This is a genomic window from Sciscionella marina DSM 45152 (assembly GCF_000379465.1).
GTDB classification, from domain to species: domain Bacteria; phylum Actinomycetota; class Actinomycetes; order Mycobacteriales; family Pseudonocardiaceae; genus Sciscionella; species Sciscionella marina.
Genome location: NZ_KB905414.1, coordinates 99,307 through 117,169 on the forward strand (window position 1 = coordinate 99,307; position 17,863 = coordinate 117,169).

The 17,863-nt window shown below is 69.5% G+C and carries 14 protein-coding genes; 7 read left to right on the forward strand and 7 right to left on the reverse strand.

What is annotated here, in order from left to right; genetic code table 11:
- The first annotated feature begins 37 nt into the window (after window positions 1-37).
- The 6 genes from A37U_RS0130305 (at window position 38) to A37U_RS0130330 (ending at window position 7,816) form a co-directional block, all read left to right on the forward strand.
- Window positions 38-1,156, forward strand: coding sequence for a carbohydrate kinase family protein (locus A37U_RS0130305; protein WP_020500431.1), 1,119 nt, complete (start codon window positions 38-40; stop codon window positions 1,154-1,156).
- Window positions 1,156-2,505: an extracellular solute-binding protein gene (locus tag A37U_RS0130310; RefSeq protein ID WP_020500432.1), complete on the forward strand. Its 1,350-nt coding sequence runs from the start codon at window positions 1,156-1,158 to the stop codon at window positions 2,503-2,505. The genes A37U_RS0130305 and A37U_RS0130310 overlap by 1 nt, the downstream gene beginning before the upstream one ends.
- 3 nt (window positions 2,506-2,508) lie before the next feature.
- Window positions 2,509-3,411: a carbohydrate ABC transporter permease gene (locus A37U_RS0130315; RefSeq protein ID WP_020500433.1), complete on the forward strand. Its 903-nt coding sequence runs from the start codon at window positions 2,509-2,511 to the stop codon at window positions 3,409-3,411.
- A complete protein-coding gene (locus A37U_RS0130320; protein ID WP_020500434.1) occupies window positions 3,408-4,229 on the forward strand; it encodes a carbohydrate ABC transporter permease in 822 nt (273 codons plus the stop codon). The genes A37U_RS0130315 and A37U_RS0130320 overlap by 4 nt, the downstream gene beginning before the upstream one ends.
- A 2-nt stretch (window positions 4,230-4,231) precedes the next feature.
- Window positions 4,232-6,901 (forward strand): sugar-binding protein, encoded by a 2,670-nt coding sequence (locus tag A37U_RS0130325; protein ID WP_020500435.1) that lies wholly within the window; start codon window positions 4,232-4,234, stop codon window positions 6,899-6,901.
- Window positions 6,902-7,000: 99 nt separating this feature from the next.
- Window positions 7,001-7,816: a hypothetical protein gene (locus tag A37U_RS0130330; RefSeq protein WP_020500436.1), complete on the forward strand. Its 816-nt coding sequence runs from the start codon at window positions 7,001-7,003 to the stop codon at window positions 7,814-7,816.
- Between the two features lie 285 nt (window positions 7,817-8,101).
- On the opposite strand, the gene A37U_RS48730 is transcribed toward A37U_RS0130330, so the two are convergent.
- The gene (locus tag A37U_RS48730) at window positions 8,102-8,890 is read right to left on the reverse strand and encodes a class I SAM-dependent methyltransferase (RefSeq protein WP_020500437.1); all 789 of its coding nucleotides are present in this window, start codon (window positions 8,888-8,890) and stop codon (window positions 8,102-8,104) included.
- A gap of 145 nt (window positions 8,891-9,035) precedes the next feature.
- Here A37U_RS48730 and A37U_RS46150 point away from each other — a divergent pair, with 145 nt between their 5' ends.
- Complete coding sequence (locus A37U_RS46150; protein ID WP_020500438.1) at window positions 9,036-11,978, forward strand: AfsR/SARP family transcriptional regulator; 2,943 nt, start codon at window positions 9,036-9,038, stop codon at window positions 11,976-11,978.
- A gap of 144 nt (window positions 11,979-12,122) precedes the next feature.
- Here the strand turns inward: A37U_RS46150 and A37U_RS0130345 are convergent, their stop codons facing one another.
- The 6 genes from A37U_RS0130345 to gdhA form a co-directional block, all read right to left on the reverse strand.
- Complete coding sequence (locus tag A37U_RS0130345) at window positions 12,123-12,986, reverse strand: SMP-30/gluconolactonase/LRE family protein (RefSeq protein WP_020500439.1); 864 nt, start codon at window positions 12,984-12,986, stop codon at window positions 12,123-12,125.
- Entirely contained in the window at window positions 12,983-13,609 is a 627-nt protein-coding gene (locus A37U_RS0130350; protein ID WP_020500440.1) for a bifunctional 4-hydroxy-2-oxoglutarate aldolase/2-dehydro-3-deoxy-phosphogluconate aldolase, read from the reverse strand. The genes A37U_RS0130345 and A37U_RS0130350 overlap by 4 nt, the downstream gene beginning before the upstream one ends.
- On the reverse strand, window positions 13,606-14,358 hold the full coding sequence (locus A37U_RS46155; RefSeq protein ID WP_020500441.1) for an SDR family NAD(P)-dependent oxidoreductase: 753 nt from the start codon (window positions 14,356-14,358) through the stop codon (window positions 13,606-13,608). The genes A37U_RS0130350 and A37U_RS46155 overlap by 4 nt, the downstream gene beginning before the upstream one ends.
- Window position 14,359: 1 nt before the next feature.
- Window positions 14,360-15,016: a class I SAM-dependent methyltransferase gene (locus tag A37U_RS46160; RefSeq protein WP_020500442.1), complete on the reverse strand. Its 657-nt coding sequence runs from the start codon at window positions 15,014-15,016 to the stop codon at window positions 14,360-14,362.
- A gap of 28 nt (window positions 15,017-15,044) precedes the next feature.
- On the reverse strand, window positions 15,045-16,409 hold the full coding sequence (locus A37U_RS0130365) for a GntP family permease (RefSeq protein ID WP_020500443.1): 1,365 nt from the start codon (window positions 16,407-16,409) through the stop codon (window positions 15,045-15,047).
- A 97-nt stretch (window positions 16,410-16,506) separates the two neighbouring features.
- On the reverse strand, window positions 16,507-17,856 hold the full coding sequence (gene gdhA, locus A37U_RS0130370) for an NADP-specific glutamate dehydrogenase (protein ID WP_026197757.1): 1,350 nt from the start codon (window positions 17,854-17,856) through the stop codon (window positions 16,507-16,509).
- Between the last annotated feature and the right edge of the window lie 7 nt (window positions 17,857-17,863).

The window sequence follows — 17,863 nt, forward strand, 5'->3', positions numbered from 1 at the left end:
GTGCTGGGGTCCCGCCCAGCGTCGAGAGGACCATCCCGTGGCCGCGACCGCGTACGATCCGCTGGCCGGTAAGCGCCTCCCCGACAGTCCCGAATTCGACGTGTTCTTGTATGGCACCGTTTTCCTCGACATCGTGTTCACCGGGCTGCACGCGCTGCCGGACGCGGGCACCGAGGTGATGGCCGACGGAATGGGGTCCTGTCCCGGCGGCATCGCCAACCTCGCGATCGCCACCAGCAGGCTCGGCCTGCGCACCGGACTGGCCGCCGCGTTCGGGGACGACGACTACGCGGACTTCTGCTGGCGCACCCTCGCCGAACAGGAATCGATCGACCTGTCCTGTTCGCGGCGGTTCGCCGAATGGCACTCCCCCGTGACGGTCTCGCTCGCCGCCTCCGGTGACCGCACCATGGTCACCCACAGCCACGCCCCGCCGATGGCCGCGACCGAGATGATCGGGCACCCGCCGCGGGCCCGCGCGGTGATCGTGGACCTGGACGAGACCGAGCCGCTGCGCCGCGGTGAGCAGGCTTCCTGGGCCGAGCTCGCCCGAACGGACGGCGCACTGGTGTTCGCCGACGTCGGCTGGGACGCCAGCGGGAACTGGCCCGCGAGCCTGCTCGATCAGCTCGAACTCGCGCACGCCTTCATGCCGAACGCGGGCGAGGCGATGGCCTACACCAGGACCGAGACCCCGCGGGACGCGCTGTACGAGCTCGCCGACCGGGTCCCGCTCGCCGTGGTCACCAACGGCAGGCACGGTGCTATGGCCATCGATTCCAGCACCGGCGAGGAGGCGGAGGTCCCCGCGCTGCGGGTGGACGCGCTGGACGCCACCGGCGCGGGTGACGTGTTCGGCGCGGGAATCGTGCTCGGCACCCTGGCGGGCTGGCCGCTGCCGCACCGGCTCGCGTTCGCCGGTGCCTGCTCGGCGCTCGCGGTGCAGCAGTTCGGCGGATCCCTCGCCGCGCCCGGCTGGGGCGACATCGCCGACTGGTGGCACGCGGTGCGCGACGGCATGAACTCCTGCGCCTACCGGGAATCCCTGTTGCGCCGCTACGGTTTCCTGGACGAACTGATCCCGGTCTTCCCGGTCGGCGCGGTCCGCAGGGCGGCGGCGACCATCGCACGGGCCGCCGACGTCGGGGACTTCTGATGCGCAGGCTCGCGGTGTTCGCCGCCGTCGCCCTGCTCGCGGCCGGTTGCGCCCCGCCCGGCGCGGAGTTCGCGGAGAACCAGCCCGAGGGCAAACCGGTGTCGGCGATCAGCACCGATCCGGCGAAAGCGGGAAAGGTGACCCTGAACGTCTGGGACCAGGAGGTGCGCGGCGGGCAGAACGAGCAATTCAGCCAATTGCTCGCCGAATTCCAGAAACGCTATCCGAACGTCACCATCAATCGCACCTCGAAAAGTACCGATGACGTGCGCACCACACTGAAACTCGCGCTCTCCGGGAACAATCCCCCGGATGTGGCCGAGGTCAACCAGGGCTATCCGGACATGGTCGCCTTCGTCAAGGCGGGCATGCTCACCCCGCTGGACAATTACGCGCAGGTGTACGGATGGAAGAAACGCTATCCGAAAACGCTGCTCGATCTGAACAGCTCGGACCGGAAACGGTTCGGCACCGGAACTCTCTACGGGCTCTCCCAGATGGGCGAGTACGTCGGGGTGTTCTACAACAAGAAGAAACTCGCCGCGGCCGGACTCGAACCACCGAAAACCTGGCAGGAGTTCACCGGCGAACTCGAAAAACTGAAAGCGCGCGGCGAACTGCCCATCCAGTTCGGCAATCTGGACCGGGAGGCGGCGATCCACGTCTTCGGGGTGCTCGCCAACCAGTTCGCCGGGCGGGAAGCGCTGCGCTCGCTGATTCTCGGCAAAGGGCGCGGATCCTGGACGGACCCGAAGATCGTGCAGGCCGCCCGGGTGCTGCAGGACTGGACGCGCCGTGGGTATCTCACGCCCAACGGGAACGGGCTCGGCTACGACGATTCGGCCAAACAGTTCGCCGCGGGCAAGGGCGTCTTCATGATCACCGGGACCTGGGAGACCGAAGTGCTCGGCGCGCCGATGGGGAACAACCTCGGCCTCATCCCGCCACCACCATTGCAACCCGGCGCAGGCCCGGCCACCATCGGCGGGGAGAACTTCGCGCTCGCCATCTCCAGCAAGTCCCGCCATCCCGATGTCTCCGCCGCACTGATCGATTTCCTCACCGACGAACACGCGGCGAAGGTGCTCACCGAAACCGGGAACCTGCCCGCGGTTCCCGGGAACAACGCCGAGCGGCTGCCCGCGGACAGTCCCCGGCGCGCGATGCTCGACGGCTGGGACCGGATCAACGCCGGTGGCGGGCCCGCGCCCTATCCGGACTACACCACGCCGGACTTCTACGACACGATCACCGCCGCACTGCAGGAACTCGTGGACGGGCGACTGAGCCCGGAACAGTTCACCGCAAAGCTGCAAGCCGACGCGGATCACTTCCGGCAGGGACGGTGAGCCATGACCGACATCGCGGGCCGCTACCGCAAGCGGGCGCCCGGTGAGCCGCGGGCAGTCGGCTACCTCTACATCCTGCCCGCCCTCGCGGTGTTCACATTGTTCGTGCTCATCCCGCTGGGGCGCGCGGTGTGGATCTCGCTCTACGACTGGGACGGCCTCTCGGTCGGCACCTGGGCGGGATTCCGCAACTACACCACCCTGTTCACCGATCCCGAGCTGCGCGCGCCGTTCGCCAACGCGCTGATCCTGCTGCTGTTCTTCGCCGCGCTGCCGATCGTGCTCGGCCTGTTGCTCGCCTCGGTCTCCTCCCGGGTCCGGTTGCGCGGGCTGACCTTCTTCCGCACCGTGCTGTTCCTGCCACAGGTGCTCGCGCTGGTCGTGGTCGCGATCGTCTGGCGGTGGATCTACGCCCCGGACGGGCTGCTCAACGCCGCGCTGCGGGCCGTCGGTCTCGGTGACCTCGCCCGCGGCTGGCTCGGCGACTTCCACCTCGCACTGCCCTCGGTCGGCCTGATCGGCACCTGGGTGGAGACCGGGCTGTGCATGGTGCTGTTCCTGGCCGGTTGCCAGCGGATCCCGCGCGAGCTCTACGAAGCGGCGCGGCTGGACGGGGCGGGCGCGGTCCGCGAGTTCTTCACGGTGACCCTGCCTTCGCTGCGCCCGGAGATCGCGGTCGCCGCGACGCTGACCATCGTGGCCGGGCTGCGCACCTTCGACCTGGTGTACGTGACCACCGCGGGCGGTCCGGGCGACGCGACCTCGGTGCCCGCCTACGAGGTGTACCACCGCGCCTTCGAGACCGGGCAGGTCGGCTCGGCGGCCGCCATCGGGGTCGCGCTCACCGTCCTGGTCTTCGCCATCACCCTCGTGGTGACCCGGCTCATCGAAGGGCGGGAGAAATGAACTCCCACGGTGAGCGCCTCGCCAGCTATGTGATCCTCACGCTGTTCAGCGTGATCGCCCTGGTGCCCGTGCTCGGCGTGCTGTTCACCGCGTTCTCCAGCCAGCGCTCGCTGCGCACCGGGTTCGCCCTTCCGGACGGGCTGCACCTGAGCAATTTCGCGGATGCCTGGACCCGCGGGCATTTCGGCGCCTACTTCGGTTCCTCGGCGCTCGTCACGGTCACCGTGGTGCTCGCCGCCGGGTTGTTCTCGATCCTGGCCGGTTACGCCTTCGGCACCATGCGGTTCCCCGGAACCACGCTGCTGTTCTCGGTGTTCCTCATCGGGCTCACCCTGCCCGAGGAAGCGCTCGTGGTGCCGCTCTACTTCGATCTGCGCTCGGCGGGGCTCACCGAGACCTACTGGTCGCTGATCCTGCCGCAGACCGCGCAGTCCGTCGCGTTCGGCACCTTCTGGATGCGTGCCTACTTCCGCAGCGCGCCACGGCCGCTGATCGAAGCGGCACGGATCGATGGTGCGTCCAGCTGGACCACCCTGTGGCGGGTGCTCGTTCCCGCGGGGCGCCCGGCGATCACCACCATGGTCGTGATCACCTTCATGTGGACCTGGAACGAGTTCCTGCTCCCGCTGGTGATGGTGAGCTCGGACGCGCTGCGCACCGTCCCGCTCGGGCTGGTGTTCTTCCAGGGCCAGCACAGCGCGGAGTTCTCGCTGCTCGCCGCGGGCGCGGTGCTCGTGGCGCTCCCGGTCGTGATCGTCTACATCGTTCTGCAGCGCCGGTTCATCGAGGGCATGCTGACCGGCTCGATCAAGGAGTGAGGATGCTCAGGAAATCGGTGCTGTCGACGGCTCTCGCCGCGCTGGTGCTCGCCCTGCTGCCCGGAATCGGCGCAGCGGCCCCGAAATCCGCGAAACCGGGGCACGTGGATGTGCTGTTCATCGGCGCGCACCCGGACGATGAGCACAACAACCTCGCCACCTTCGGGCAGTGGCGGGAGAATTCCGGCATCAGCACCGGAGTCGTCACCATCACCCGGGGCGAGGGCGGCGGGAACGCGGTCGGCCCCGAGGAGGGCCCGGCGCTCGGCGTACTGCGCGAGGGCGAGGAACGCAGGGCGGTCGGCCGCGCGGGCATCCAGGACGTGCACAACCTGGACAAGGTCGACTTCTTCTATACCGTCAGTGCCCCGCTCACCAGGAAGGTGTGGGACGAACAGGACACGCTCGACCGGATCGTGCGACTGGTGCGGGAAACCACGCCCTCGGTGATCGTCACCATGAACCCCGCGCCCGTCCCCGGCCAGCACGGTAACCACCAGGAGGCGGGCCGGCTGGCCACCCAGGCCTACGACGACGCGGCCGATCCGGCGAAGTTCACCGGGCAGGGGCTCGCGCCGTGGAGTGTCGGCCGGTTGTTCGAGGCCGATGCGGACGGTTCCGGTGGCACCGGTCCCGATTGCCCGTTCACCCCGGACGATCCTGCCGAACAGGTCTACGGCGTCTGGGAGGGCGCCTACTCCCGCGAGCACCGCAGCAGCTGGGCCAAGGTGCAGGCGCAGTCCGCGCGCGACTACCGCAGCCAGGGTTTCGGGGACACCGCCGATCCGCCGACGGACCCGGCCGAGATCGACTGCGACCGGTTCACCCAGATCGATTCCCGGGTGCCCTACACGCTCGGCAACACCGCACCGGATGCCATGCTCGAAGGTGCCGCACTGCCCGGAAAAGGCGGCCTGCCACGGGGAACCGGGCTCGAACTGAGCACATCCGAGCAGCATCCGACCCCGGGAAACAGTTTCACCACCACGGTGACCGCACACGCCCCGCACCACGCCCCGCTGCCCGGTGCCCGGATCACGCCACAGCTGCCGGAAGGCTGGTCCGTGCGGGGCGACGGGCGGCTCGACGGGGACGGGAAGGCCCGGTTCACCGTGACCGTGCCACGCGAGGCGAAGACCGGCACCGGGTACCGGATCGGCGCCGAACTCAGCAGCGCGATCGGGCACGGGCAGACGGCGCGCGAAATCGAGCCCGCCCCCGCGGTCACCGCTGTCCCCGCCCGGTTGCCGCAGTACACCGACTTCGACGACTGGTCCGCCCGCACCGGGGTTCCCCAGTTGCAGGGCGGCTGGGAGAACACCCTCTCGCTGGGTTCCGGTGAATCCCGGACGATCCCGGTGCGGCTGCACAACAACGGCGAGCGAGCCGAATCGGGCACGGTACGCCTCGACCTGCCGAAGGGGTTCACCGCCTCCCCCACCACCCGGGACTACCGCGGCCTCGCTCCCGGTGCGGACACCACGGCCGAATTCACCGTCACCGCCACGGACAAGCAGCTGCCCACCGCCGACGACGGCGACTACCGCTACACCGTGCACACCACGAGCGGTTCCGGAAGCCAGGACACCGGCGCGGCACTCGATCTGGTCCCGGCGACCCGTATTCCCGCGCTCGATTCCGCCCCGAAACTCGACGGGATCGCGGGACCCGGCGAATATCCCGGTGCCAGCCTGCCGATCTCCCGGCGCTGGGAAGGCGATCCGTGCACCTCAGCACGGGACTGCTCCGGGTACGCCAAGGTCTCGCGGCATGGGGACACGCTGTACGTGCTCACCCACGTCACCGACGACAAACCGGGCACCGCACTCTCCGCGAAGGACTGCAAACGGCACTGGCGCACCGATTCGGTGGAGATCGACATCGATCCGCGCGGCACCGGCGAGAACACCGCGACCACCTTCAAGACCGGGATCCTGCCGTGGACCGCCGAGGGCGGGCCGTGTTTCGAACGCGATGCGGACAACCACCAGGGCGGCGCGGAAACCGCACCCGGAATGCGGGTCGCCGCGAAGACGGACCAGCCCTATACCGGCTACACCGTCGAGGCCGCGATCCCGATGGCCGATCTGCCCTCGGCGGTGGATCCCGCCCGGATGGGGTTGAACATCCTGGCCTATGACTCGGACACCACGGACAAGACCGGCCAGACCCGCATAGGCTGGTCCCCGTTCTCCGGGGTGCAGGGCGATCCCTATCGCTGGGGGCACGCCGAACTGCCCGGTTATCAGCCACCACCGGACCGTCCTGCCCAGCCGAGCGAGCCGGTCATCGCCAAGACCGCGGCACGCAGCATCGACTCCCCCGCCTCCATCGCCCAGTCGGCCCGTGACGGGATCCCACTCGCCGGGCAGCAGGCGGCACCCACCGGGGACCGCGCGCGGCTGGCCGGACCGGCACTGCTGCGCGGGGGAACACTGACCGCGCTGGTGCACGCCACCGGACCGGGAACCGCACATCTGTACGCCTGGACTCCGGACGGCAGGACGCTGGGCTCGCGCACGATCCCGGTGCACGGCCCGGGAACGCAGCGGATCGAGCTCCCGGTGACCGGTACCCCACCGGCGGGCACCCGGACGCTGCTCGGTTTCGCCGCCGAGCAGGGCGGCACCGCCAGCAGCACGGCGCCCATTCTCGGGAACCGAGCACCATAAAGGGGATAACGATGTCCCATTCGTCCGTTCGGCCCCTCGATCCCGTGGTACAAATTGCTGCGTCGGTACCGACCTCGACGGACAGGAGTACGGTTCGCGATGCGTAGCAAGGTCCAGAAAATCACCCCGCAAAAGGCCGAGACGATGCTGGAGGCGAACACCTCGAACCGGCCCCTTTCCAAACCGGTGGTGCGCGCCTTCGCCGAAGCCATGCGCCGCGGCGAATGGCAGGTCACCCACCAGGGCATCGCCTTCGACACCAACGGCGTGCTCGTGGACGGACAACACCGGCTCGCCGCGATCGTCGCCGCCGAACAACCGGTCGAGATGACCGTGTTCACCGAAGTCCCCGCGGACACCTTCGACGTACTCGACACCGGAAAGCGCCGCAACGCGGCCGATGTACTCGCCATCGAGGGCGAAAAATCCTCGGTGATGCTCGCCGCGATGCTGCGCACGATCTACCTGGTGGCGAACCGCCCCGATGTGAACTGGTCCTCCGGTTCCGCCTCGGTCACCAATACCCAGATCCTGGAGACCCTCGAAGCACACCCGAAAGCCCGGGAATACGTGCACCTCGGCGAGCGCATCTCCGCGGCCACCGGGATGATCAAGTCCGCGGCCGGCGCGGCGAGCTACCTGGTGGACGCCGCCAACAAGCGCGTCGACCTCGAGGACTGGTACGAGGGCATCATCGAGGGCGCCGGGCTGCGCCGCAACGATCCCCGGCTGACCTTCCGCAACACCATGTTCCGGATGGCCCGCAAGGAGGCCGGGCAGGTGCAGCACCGCAGGGAGAGCCGCGAGCACGTCACCCTCTACGTCAAGGCGTTCAACGCCTGGGCGAGGGGCGACAACCTGACGCAGCTGCGGTACGCGGCGCGCGAGGAGTTCCCGCCCATCGCCAAGATCTAGGGTCGCGTGTCGTCAGAGCTCATCGCAGGACGAGTGCTGAACCAGGAACCGGTAGTCGATGCGAAAGCCGGCCCACTGCGTGGGAAATCAGGATAACCGCCGGAATCGACCCTCGAACGGCGAAGAACAGACAGCTTTCCTTCACGCATTACGGTGACGAGAACAGCGCCACCAGCCATCGCCTCGAGCTCGCCGGACGGCATTATCCCGAGCCGCGCGAAGCCGTGAACGCCCGCAGCGCATGCCACCGAGGGCAGCCAGGGCTGTGTTCGCATTGGCACGCCGTCAGAGCCGCTGCCCCCTGGTGCACACGAACTCGTAGAACCAGGACCGGAAACGCGGGTCGAGCATCAGCTCGTAGTAGGCGCGCAAATCCTCGGCGGCGAGGCCCTCGTTCAGCGCGAGCTTCTCGACTTGCCGCACGAGGTTGCTCGACAGCAGCGACGCTGTGCCGCCGCCTTGCGCCGTGTGGATGAAGCTGCGCGCCTCGATGTTCACCAGCCCGACTTCCCGCATCCGCTCGTCAACCTCGTGCGCCCAGGTGAAGGACACCGCGCCTGCGTTCGCGGCGGCGGCATGCGCGGTCTGCTGCACCCGGTGGAACAACGCTTCCTCGGCCGGGCTCGAGGCGGTGACCACCCGGGTCTGCGGACCCACGTAATCGCCGATCACCAGCCAGCCGCCGGGGGTAAGCCGGTCGGCGAGCATGGCCAGCAGCCCGGCACGCCGGGATAGGTGCATCAGCACCAGCCGGACGTGGATCAGGTCGAACTTGCCCCGGCCCGGCACACCGTCGGTGATGTCGTGGCGCAGAACTTCGACTCCCGGAGACTCGGCGAGGTGAGTGGTGTCGACGTCGACAGCGAGGACGTCGGCGCCATACCCGGCGAGCCAGCGGCTGATCGAACCACCGCCCGCGCCGACGTCCAGGCAGCGCATGCCCGGCCGCAACCCCGTGGCCTCCAGGCATGCTGTGCTCTGTGGATCGAGCAGCTCTGCGAGATATCTGACATGGTCGGCCGCGAGCTCCGCGTCGTCGCCGAGCACGTAATCCGGCAAGTCCTTGGCCGTCATCGGTTCCTCCCCTGCTCGCCTGTCGATTCGGCGAAAGCTACACAGCGGGGCTTTCACCCTGCTTTCGCCGTGTTTTCGCCGATCGCGGCCGGCCTGGCCGGTGCTGGGGTACCGTCGAGGACGGTGCAGAGTTTGGGGGCGCAGGGTGAAGTTCGAGGTTCTTGGCCCGGTGCGGGTCCGGGCGGCCGGCGCGGACGTCCCGATCGGCGGGCGGCTGCGGCGGCGCTTACTGGCCGTGCTGCTCGTGCACCCCGACGAACCGGTGCCGGCCGAAATGCTCCAGGAGATCCTGTGGGGTGATCGCGCCGGGCCGCAACGCCTCCAGCTACAGGTGCACCGGCTGCGCGCGGCGCTGGGCGATGAAGCGGGGCTCCTCTCGCACGAACCCGGCGGGTACCGGCTTCGAGTACAGCCCGGCGAGCTGGACGCGGCGGTGTTCGAGCGCCTCGTCGCCGAGGCAGGTGAAAGCGGCGACCCCGACCGGTCCGCGCGGCTGCTGGACAAGGCGTTGCGTCTCTGGCACGGCACCCCGTACCAGGACGTGGACCTTCCGGTGCTGGCCGGTGAGATCGAGCGGCTGTCCGAGTGCAGGCTGCTCGCCGTCGAGGAGTACTACGGCGCGCAACTGCGCCGAGGACGGCACGCCGAGATCGTCGGCGGACTCGCTGACCTGGTCCGCGCGCACCCGTTGCGGGAGCGGCTGCACGGGCTGCTGATGGTGGCCCTGCATCACGCGGGCCGGCAGGGCGAAGCGCTGAAGGCATATCGGGCGGCACGGGCAGTGCTGGTCGCCGAACTCGGCGTCGAACCGAGCAGCTTCCTGCGGTCCCTGCACCGCAGGCTGCTTTCCGGTGAGACGGCCGAACCCGCCGGGCGAGCGCTCCGCGGCGTGACACCCGCCCAGCTGCCGCTCGTCGCGTCCGGATTCGCAGGCCGCGCCGCCGAACTCGCCCAGCTGGACAGGCACAGCGCAGCCGACGGCGGCTTCCGCCCGATTGCCGTCATCGGAACGGCCGGCGTCGGCAAAACCGCGCTCGTCATCCGCTGGGGCCATCGGGTGCGGCATCGGTTCCCGGACGGACAGCTCTATGTGGATCTGCGCGGCTACGGCCCGGACCCGCCGGTGCCATGGGCCGAGGCGCTCGCCGGTTTTCTGCGTGCGCTCGGAGTGGACCCGTCCTCCATCCCGCCGGACGGCGCGGAACGCGCGGCACGGCTGCGCACCTTGGTGCACGACAAGCGAATCCTGCTCATCCTGGACAACGCCCACGACGCTGGCCAGGTGCGTCCACTGCTCCCGGGCACGCCGACCTGCCTCGCCGTGATCACCAGCCGGGATGCGCTGGCCGGGTTGACCGTCCGCGAGGGCGTGGACCGGATGCCGCTGGGCACGCTCACCGTCGAGGACGCGGGCGATCTGCTTACCGAACAGCTTCCCGACCACGATTCCGGCGAACTCCGTGCACTGGTGCGAAGCTGCGTCCGGCTGCCGCTTGCGCTGCGGATCGCTGCCGAGCGGCTGCGTACCGGGCCGGCGCTCGACGACCTGGTCGCGGAGCTGGACGACGAGCAGGCCCGGCTGGACGCACTGGAGACCGGCGACGACCCGAACACTTCGGTCCGCGCCGTGCTCGCCGCATCGTACCGCCATCTCGACCCGGCGACCGCGCACCTGTTCCGGCTGTTCGGCCTGCACCCGGGCAACATCGCCGACCTGCGCGCGATCGCCGCGCTGCACGGTGAAGGGGAGCCAAAGCAGCTGCGCCGCCAGGTCGAGGCACTGGTCCGGGCGCACCTGGTCGAGGTCACCGCCGAGCGCCGCTACCGGCTGCATGACCTGTTGTGGAGCTACGCCGCCGAACTGGCCGCCGCCGATCCGCCCGAGCACCGGCGGGTCGCGCTCGGCCGGTTGCTGCAGCACTACGTGGGCACCGCGGCGGCCGCCGCGCGGTTCATCGCCGGGCACGAGTTCGACCGGCAGCTGCCGACCGCCTGGGCACCGCCGACATACGAGGCGGCCTTGTCCTGGCTGGACGCCGAGCGCACGAACCTGGTGCGGGTCGCGGCCGCCGCGGCCCGGTACGAGTTCCCCGAAACGGTCGCCGACCTCGCGCGGGTCCTGTTCGCCTACCTCGACCTCGGCTGGCACTTCGACGAGGCACGCGAGCTGTATGGCCTGCTGCGCACGGTCGCCCGAAACCATCTCGAGCGAGGAATAGCGGCGCGTGGCCTCGGCCTGGTCGCGTTCCGGGAGGGCCGGCTCACCGAGGCGGAAAGCTGTTTCCGAGACGCACTGGCCGAGCACGAACAGGCAGGCGACCCAGCGCCGTTGGGGTTGACGCTCAACTGCCTCGGCATCGCCGCCGGCTTCTCCGGCCGGAGCGATCAAGCGATCGTCTACCTGCGTCGTTCGCTTGACCTGTACCGCGAACACGGGCCCCGCCCGTCGATGCACCGGCCGCTGGTGAACCTCGGACTGCTCTGCCGGCGAACCGGCAGGCTCGAAGCAGCCGCCAGCTGCTTGCGCGAGGCGCTCACCGTTGCCGAGGAGAACGGCCACCGGCCGGGCGTCGCCCAAGCTCTCTATGGGTTGACCTGCCTGTGCCGCGATACCCGGCAGTACGACGAGGCGCTCGAACACGGTTACCGTGCCGTCGAGACCGCCCGGCGTTGCGGATTCCGGTTCCTCGAAGGCTTGGCCCTCAATCGGCTCGGCACGGTCTACCGCTGCCTGCACGATCAGGATCAGGCGTCCGCGTGTCATCAGGAGGCGCTTTCGCTGGCGAGAACGACCGCCAACCCGCACCTGGAAGTCATGTCGCTGAACGCCATCGCCGACACGCATGCTGCAAGCGGAGCCGACGCCGAAGCAGCCACTTGCTACACGGAAGTCTTGCGGCACACCGCAAACGGCGAGTTCGGCTACGAGCGCGCCCGTGCCTACGAAGGACTCGGTGACTTGCACTCCAGCGCGGGCGACCCAGACCTCGCGGCCGGGCAGTGGAACTGCGCCAGATCGCTGTACCGCGGCCTCGACCAGGCCGGAGCGGACCGGCTTGAAGACAAGCTTGCCGAGGGCGAGGGGTGACTGTCGCGTGGGCAAGGTGCCGAAGAGCTGGAGCCGCCGAACCGAATTGTTCCGCGGAAAGCCCGGGAACGCGGCGATCGGCATATCCGATAACCATGAATCCGGGAAGCAACAACACGATCAGCGAGGCACGGGACCGGATAATTACGAATCCAATTCGACCGGAAAGGGCACCGGGCCGCGCACTCCGGGCCGCAGCCGCAGCAACCGGCCGGCGAGCGGCTGCTCCGCGCGCTGCTGTTCGGTGAGCAGATCCCGGGCCGTGGTGACGTACAGCTCGTCCCGGCCCGGGCCGCCGAAGGCACAACTGGTCGGGTGCGAGACCGGCAGCTCGATCACCGAATCGAACCGCCCGTCCGGGGCGTAGCGGTGCAGCGCCGCGCCCCGGATGAGCGCAACCCAGACGAATCCGTCCTCGTCCACGGTGAGCCCGTCCGGGCGCCCGTGTTCCTCGGTGAATTCGGCGAACACCCGCCGCGCCCCGAGTTCCCCGCTTTCCGGGTCGTACGCGATGGCCTCGACGCGCATGCTCGGCGTGTCCACGTAGTAGAGAATGCCGCCGTCCGGGCTCCAGCCGAGCCCGTTGGAGATGGTCACACCCTCGAGCACCGGTTCGAACGCCCGTGCCCGGTTCAGCCGGTACAGGCAGGCGGTCCCCGGCAGCTGCGCGGTGTGCATGGTGCCCAGGTACAGTCGTCCGCGCGGATCGGCGGCACCGTCGTTGAACCGCATATCCGGCCGGTGTGGCACCTCGGCGAGCACCGCACCGGTACCGAGCTCGATCAGCCGATGCCCCACCGCGGCGAGCAGCGAGCCGTCCCGCGCGGGCAGCACCGCGGAGACCGGTTCGCCGAGGTGCACGCTCGTTTCCGCACCGTCGGCCGGATCGGTGCGGTGCACGAAACCACCCGGGATGTCCACCCACAGCAGGGTTCCGCTCGCCGCGTCCCACAGCGGCCCCTCGCCGAGACCCGCGGTGACCGCACCGAGCGGTTCGATCGCGCTCATTCGGCAGCCGCGCGGAAAGAACGGGCCGCGGTCGCGAGTTCCTCCGCCTCGAAGGAGCCGTCCTTGCCGACGCCGAGCAGCCGGGTGCCGATGCCCACCGCGCTCGCCCCCTTGGCGAAGCACTCCCGCGCGAGCTCCGCGGTGACCCCACCGGTGGCCATGAAGGCAGGCGTGGACAGTGGGCCACGCAGCTGGGCGAGGTAGTCCGCGCCGACCGCGTTGATCGGGAACACCTTCACGATGTCCGCTCCCGCGCGCACCGCAGCCACCACCTCGCTCGGGGTGAACGCGCCGGGCACCGAAACCAGTCCGAGCCGTTTGGTCGCCGCGATCACCTCGGCATCGGTGTTCGGGGAGATCACGAACTCCGCACCGTGAACCGCGGCGCGCTCGACCTGTTCCGGTTCGAGCACCGTGCCCGCGCCGATCCGCACATCCGCGCCGAATTCCTTGCGCAGCGCGGAAATCGCCGCGAACGGTTCCGGGCTGTTGGTGGTGACCTCGAAACTGCGCAGCCCGTGTTCGCGCAGTGCCGCGGTCAGCCGGACACAAGCCGCGACGTCGATCCCGCGGTAGATCACGGTGATCCTCGTACGCAGCAGGTGCTCGAGTACCTCGTTCACGTGCTCTCCTTCTTCTCCGGCGCGGCGAGTGGATCGGCCTTGCGGCTGAGCCTGCGTCCCCCATCGATCGGCACCTCGGCGCCGGTCATGAACGAGGACTCGGCCGAAACGAGAAAACACACCAGGGCGGCCACCTCCTGCGGGGTGCCCATCCGGCCGAGCAGGGTCGGCGGCTCGGCACCGAACGAGCGCCCGTCGAGCGTGCTGTCGAAGGACGGGGTCGCCACCACCCCGGGCACCACGGTGTTCACCCGGATGCCGAGCGGGGCGAGCTCCACGGCCAGTGACGCGCTCGCCGCCCGCACCCCGCCCTTGCTCGCCACATAAGGACCGTAGCCGGGCACCGGAAGCGCCTCCTGCAGGCTGGCGAAGTTCACGATCGCCCCACCGCGTCCCATGGCCCGCAGTCCCCGCGCCATCGCCGCACTGAGCAGGCCGAGCGCGGTCACGTTCACCCGGAAAACCCGCTCCAGCTCGGCGAACCCGGCATCCAGGAATCCCCCGGAGGGATAGGCGGCCGCGCAGTTGACCAGAATGTCGGTCCCCGCCTCGACCCGTTCGGCGAGCGCGCCGATCTGTTCCGGCTCGGCGAGGTCGGCGATCAGGTGCTCGTCCAGTTCGGTCACCCGCCGGTCCCGGTCGACCGCCAGCACCCGCGCGCCCCGCTCGGCGAGTGCGGTGGCCACGGCGCGCCCGATCCCGGCGGCCGCACCGGTCACCACGGCCGAGCAGCCCGCGATTCCGGTCATCTCACCCCTTCGTCGCGGTCACGTAGGCCAGTGCCCCGGAAACGTGCAGCCGGACATCGGTGAACCCGCACTCGTCCAGCCATTCCCGCACCTGCGTGGTGTTCGCGCTCGGCCCGAGCAACCCGAGCGCGTGCCCGAGCACCTCCTGTGGGCGGTACCGCGCACCGGCGTCGGTGCGGAACCAACTCGCGCGCAGGGCACCACCCGGACGCAGCACCCGCGCGATCTCGGCGAGCGCGGCACCCGGATCGGGGAAACAATGCAGCCCGGTCAGGCTCACGCACAGATCGAACTCCCCGTTCGCGAACGGCATCCGCGCCACATCGCAGGCCTGCGTGTGCACCTGATCGGTCACCCCGTGCCGCTCCGCGGTCCGCTTGGTGCGCTCGAGCATCGCCGGGGCGATGTCCGCGGCGACATAGCGGATGCCCTGGTCCCGGCGCAGCCCGCGCAGTGCCACCCCGCTGCCGCAGGGCACGTCGAGCACCGCGCTGCCCTCGGGGAGCTCGCCGATCGCCTCGGTCGCCGCGTAGAGCAGGCCGATATCGCTGCCGAAGGCCATCCGCGCGGTCGGTTTGGCCAGCCACGGGCGATCGATCCCGAAGGAGTACACCATCGCCCAGGGATGGTTCAGCCGCCATACCTCGCTCACGTTCATGGCAGCCATCGTGACACGGATTAGCGGTTCAGAGCAGTACGTCCAAGAGGAACACCATGCCGAGGCCGCACACGCTCACCAGCGTCTGGGTGCTGGTGTGCACCTTCGCCGCCTGGCCGAGCGTCATCCCGAAGGACTCCTTGACCAGCCAGAAACCGGCGTGGTTCACGTAGTTCAGCCCGATCGAGCCCGCCCCGATGGCGACCACGAGCAGCGCGGTGTGCCAGCTGTCCAGGTGCGCGGCCAGCGGGGCGACGATCCCGGTCGCGGCGACGATGCCCACCGTCGCCGAGCCGGTGGACAGCGAGAGCAGCAGCGCGACCAGCCAGCCGAGCAGCAGCACGCTCAGGTGCATGTGCGAGGCGGCGGAAGCGACCGCGTCCCCGATCCCGGTGTCCGTGAGCACCTGGTTGAACGCCCCGCCACCACCGAGGATCAGCAGCACCCCGACGATCGAGCGCAGCCCATCGGAGACGGATTTGCGCACCGCCTCACCGGGCCGCCCGCGAACGAGCGCGAGGGCGATCAGGGCGACGAGGAAGCCGATCAACATCGCCACTACGGGTTCCCCGAGGAAGGTGAACACCGCGCGGGCACCCGAGCCCTTGGCGAACACGATCTCCGCGACCGTGCGCGCGAGCATCAGCACCACCGGGATCAGGATGCAGGCGATCGCCCAGCCGGTCGGCACCCGGTGCTCGGGTTCGTCCTTGTCCCCCGCGAACTGCTCGACGAGCGCCTTGTCCGGGACGACCTCCACCCGGGGTGCGAGAAACCGCGCGAACAGCGGGCCGGAGATGATCACGGTCGGCACCGCGCAGATGAATCCGGCCAGGATCGTCTGGCCGAGCGGGGCGTGCAGCCCGGAGACCACGGTCAGCGGGCCGGGATGCGGGGGAACCATGCCGTGCAGGGTGGCCAGCGCGGCGATCGCGGGCACGGCCAGCTGCACATAGGGCGAGCGCAGCCCGGCCTCGGTCTGCACCCGGTGCGCCACGCTGAACACCAGCGGAAGCAGCACGATCAGCCCGACCTCGAAGAACATCGGGATACCGATCACGAACGCCGCCCCGGCCATGTACCAGGGCAACAGCCTGCTGCTCGCCCGGGACACGATCGCGGTGGCGATCCTGGTGGTCGCCCCGGAATCGGAGAGCAACCTGCCGAGCATCGTGCCCAGCGCCAGCGTGATGCCCACATCACCGAGCGTGCCGCCGGCGCCGTTCTCCAGCGATTTCGCGATGTGCCCGAGCGGTTCCCCCGCGGCGAGCCCCACCGCGAGCGAGACCACCAGCAGGGCGACGAAGGGATGCAGCCGCAGCCGCGAGTTGATCAGCGCGATCAGCACCGCGATCGCGACCACGAGCACCCCGATCAGGTACCAGACCTGCACGTTTCCCCTTCTTCCCGGTTCGCGGCGACCCCGGGCGAAGTTTAGCTATGCTTTACATTCGCTGGTCGCTGGGGTGAACCGGTCGAACGGGACGGTCTCAGATGACCCCGAGGGCGAGCATGGCGTCGGCGACCTGGATGAACCCGGCGATGTTCGCCCCGGCCGAGTAGTTGCCCGGCACCCCGTACTCCTCGGCCGTTTCCAGGCAGCGGTCGTGGATTCCGCGCATGATCTCGCCGAGCCTGCGTTCGGTGTGCTCGAAGCTCCACGAATCGCGCGAGGCGTTCTGCTGCATCTCGAGCGCGCTGGTCGCGACCCCGCCCGCGTTCGCGGCCTTACCGGGGGCGAAGGCGACCCCCGCGGTGGTGAGCAGCTTCACCGCGTCCGGGGTGACCGGCATGTTCGCGCCCTCGGCGAGGATCCGGCAGCCGTTGCGCGCCAGCACCGTGGCGTCCTCGGCGTCGAGCTCGTTCTGGGTGGCGCTGGGCAGGGCGATATCGCAGGGCACCTGCCACACGTTCCCGCTGGTGGCCAGCCGGGCGTCCGCGCCGCGCAGCCCCGCGTACTCGGCGAGGGTCCCCCTGCGCACCTCCTTGACCTCGTTGAGCAGGGCGAGGTCGATGCCCTTCTCGTCCACCACGTAGCCGGTGGAATCGGAGCAGGCCACGACCGTCCCGCCGAGCGCGTGCACCTTCTCGATCGCGTATCGCGCCACGTTCCCGGAACCCGAGACCACGACCCGCTTGCCGTCGAAGGAGTCCCCGTTCGCGTGCAGCATCTCGTCCACGAAGAACACCACGCCGTAGCCGGTGGCCTCGGTGCGCACCTGGGAACCGCCGAAGGAGTGTCCCTTTCCGGTGAGGATCCCGGATTCGTAGCGGTTGGTGATCCGCTTGTACTGGCCGAACAGGTACCCGATCTCGCGGCCGCCGACCCCGATGTCCCCCGCGGGAACATCGGTGTACTCCCCGATGTGCCGGTACAGCTCGGTCATGAAGGACTGGCAGAACCGCATCACCTCGGCGTCCGAGCGGCCCTTCGGGTCGAAATCCGAGCCGCCCTTACCGCCGCCGATCGGCATCCCGGTCAGCGCGTTCTTGAAGATCTGCTCGAAACCGAGGAACTTCACCACGCCCAGGTACACGCTCGGATGGAAGCGCAGCCCGCCCTTGTACGGGCCGAGCGCCGAATTGAACTCCACCCGGAATCCGCGGTTGATCCGCACCGTCCCGGCATCGTCCACCCAGGGCACCCGGAAGATGATCTGGCGTTCCGGCTCGCACAGCCGGGTCACCACCGCCGCGTCGGTGTAGCTCGGGTGCTTGGCCATGACCGGGCCGAGGCTGTCCAGTACCTCGTGTACCGCCTGGTGGAACTCCTGTTCACCGGGGTTGCGCCAGAGCACCTCGTCGTAGATGTCCTGCATCTTCTCTCCAAGGCTCGGCATACCCGAT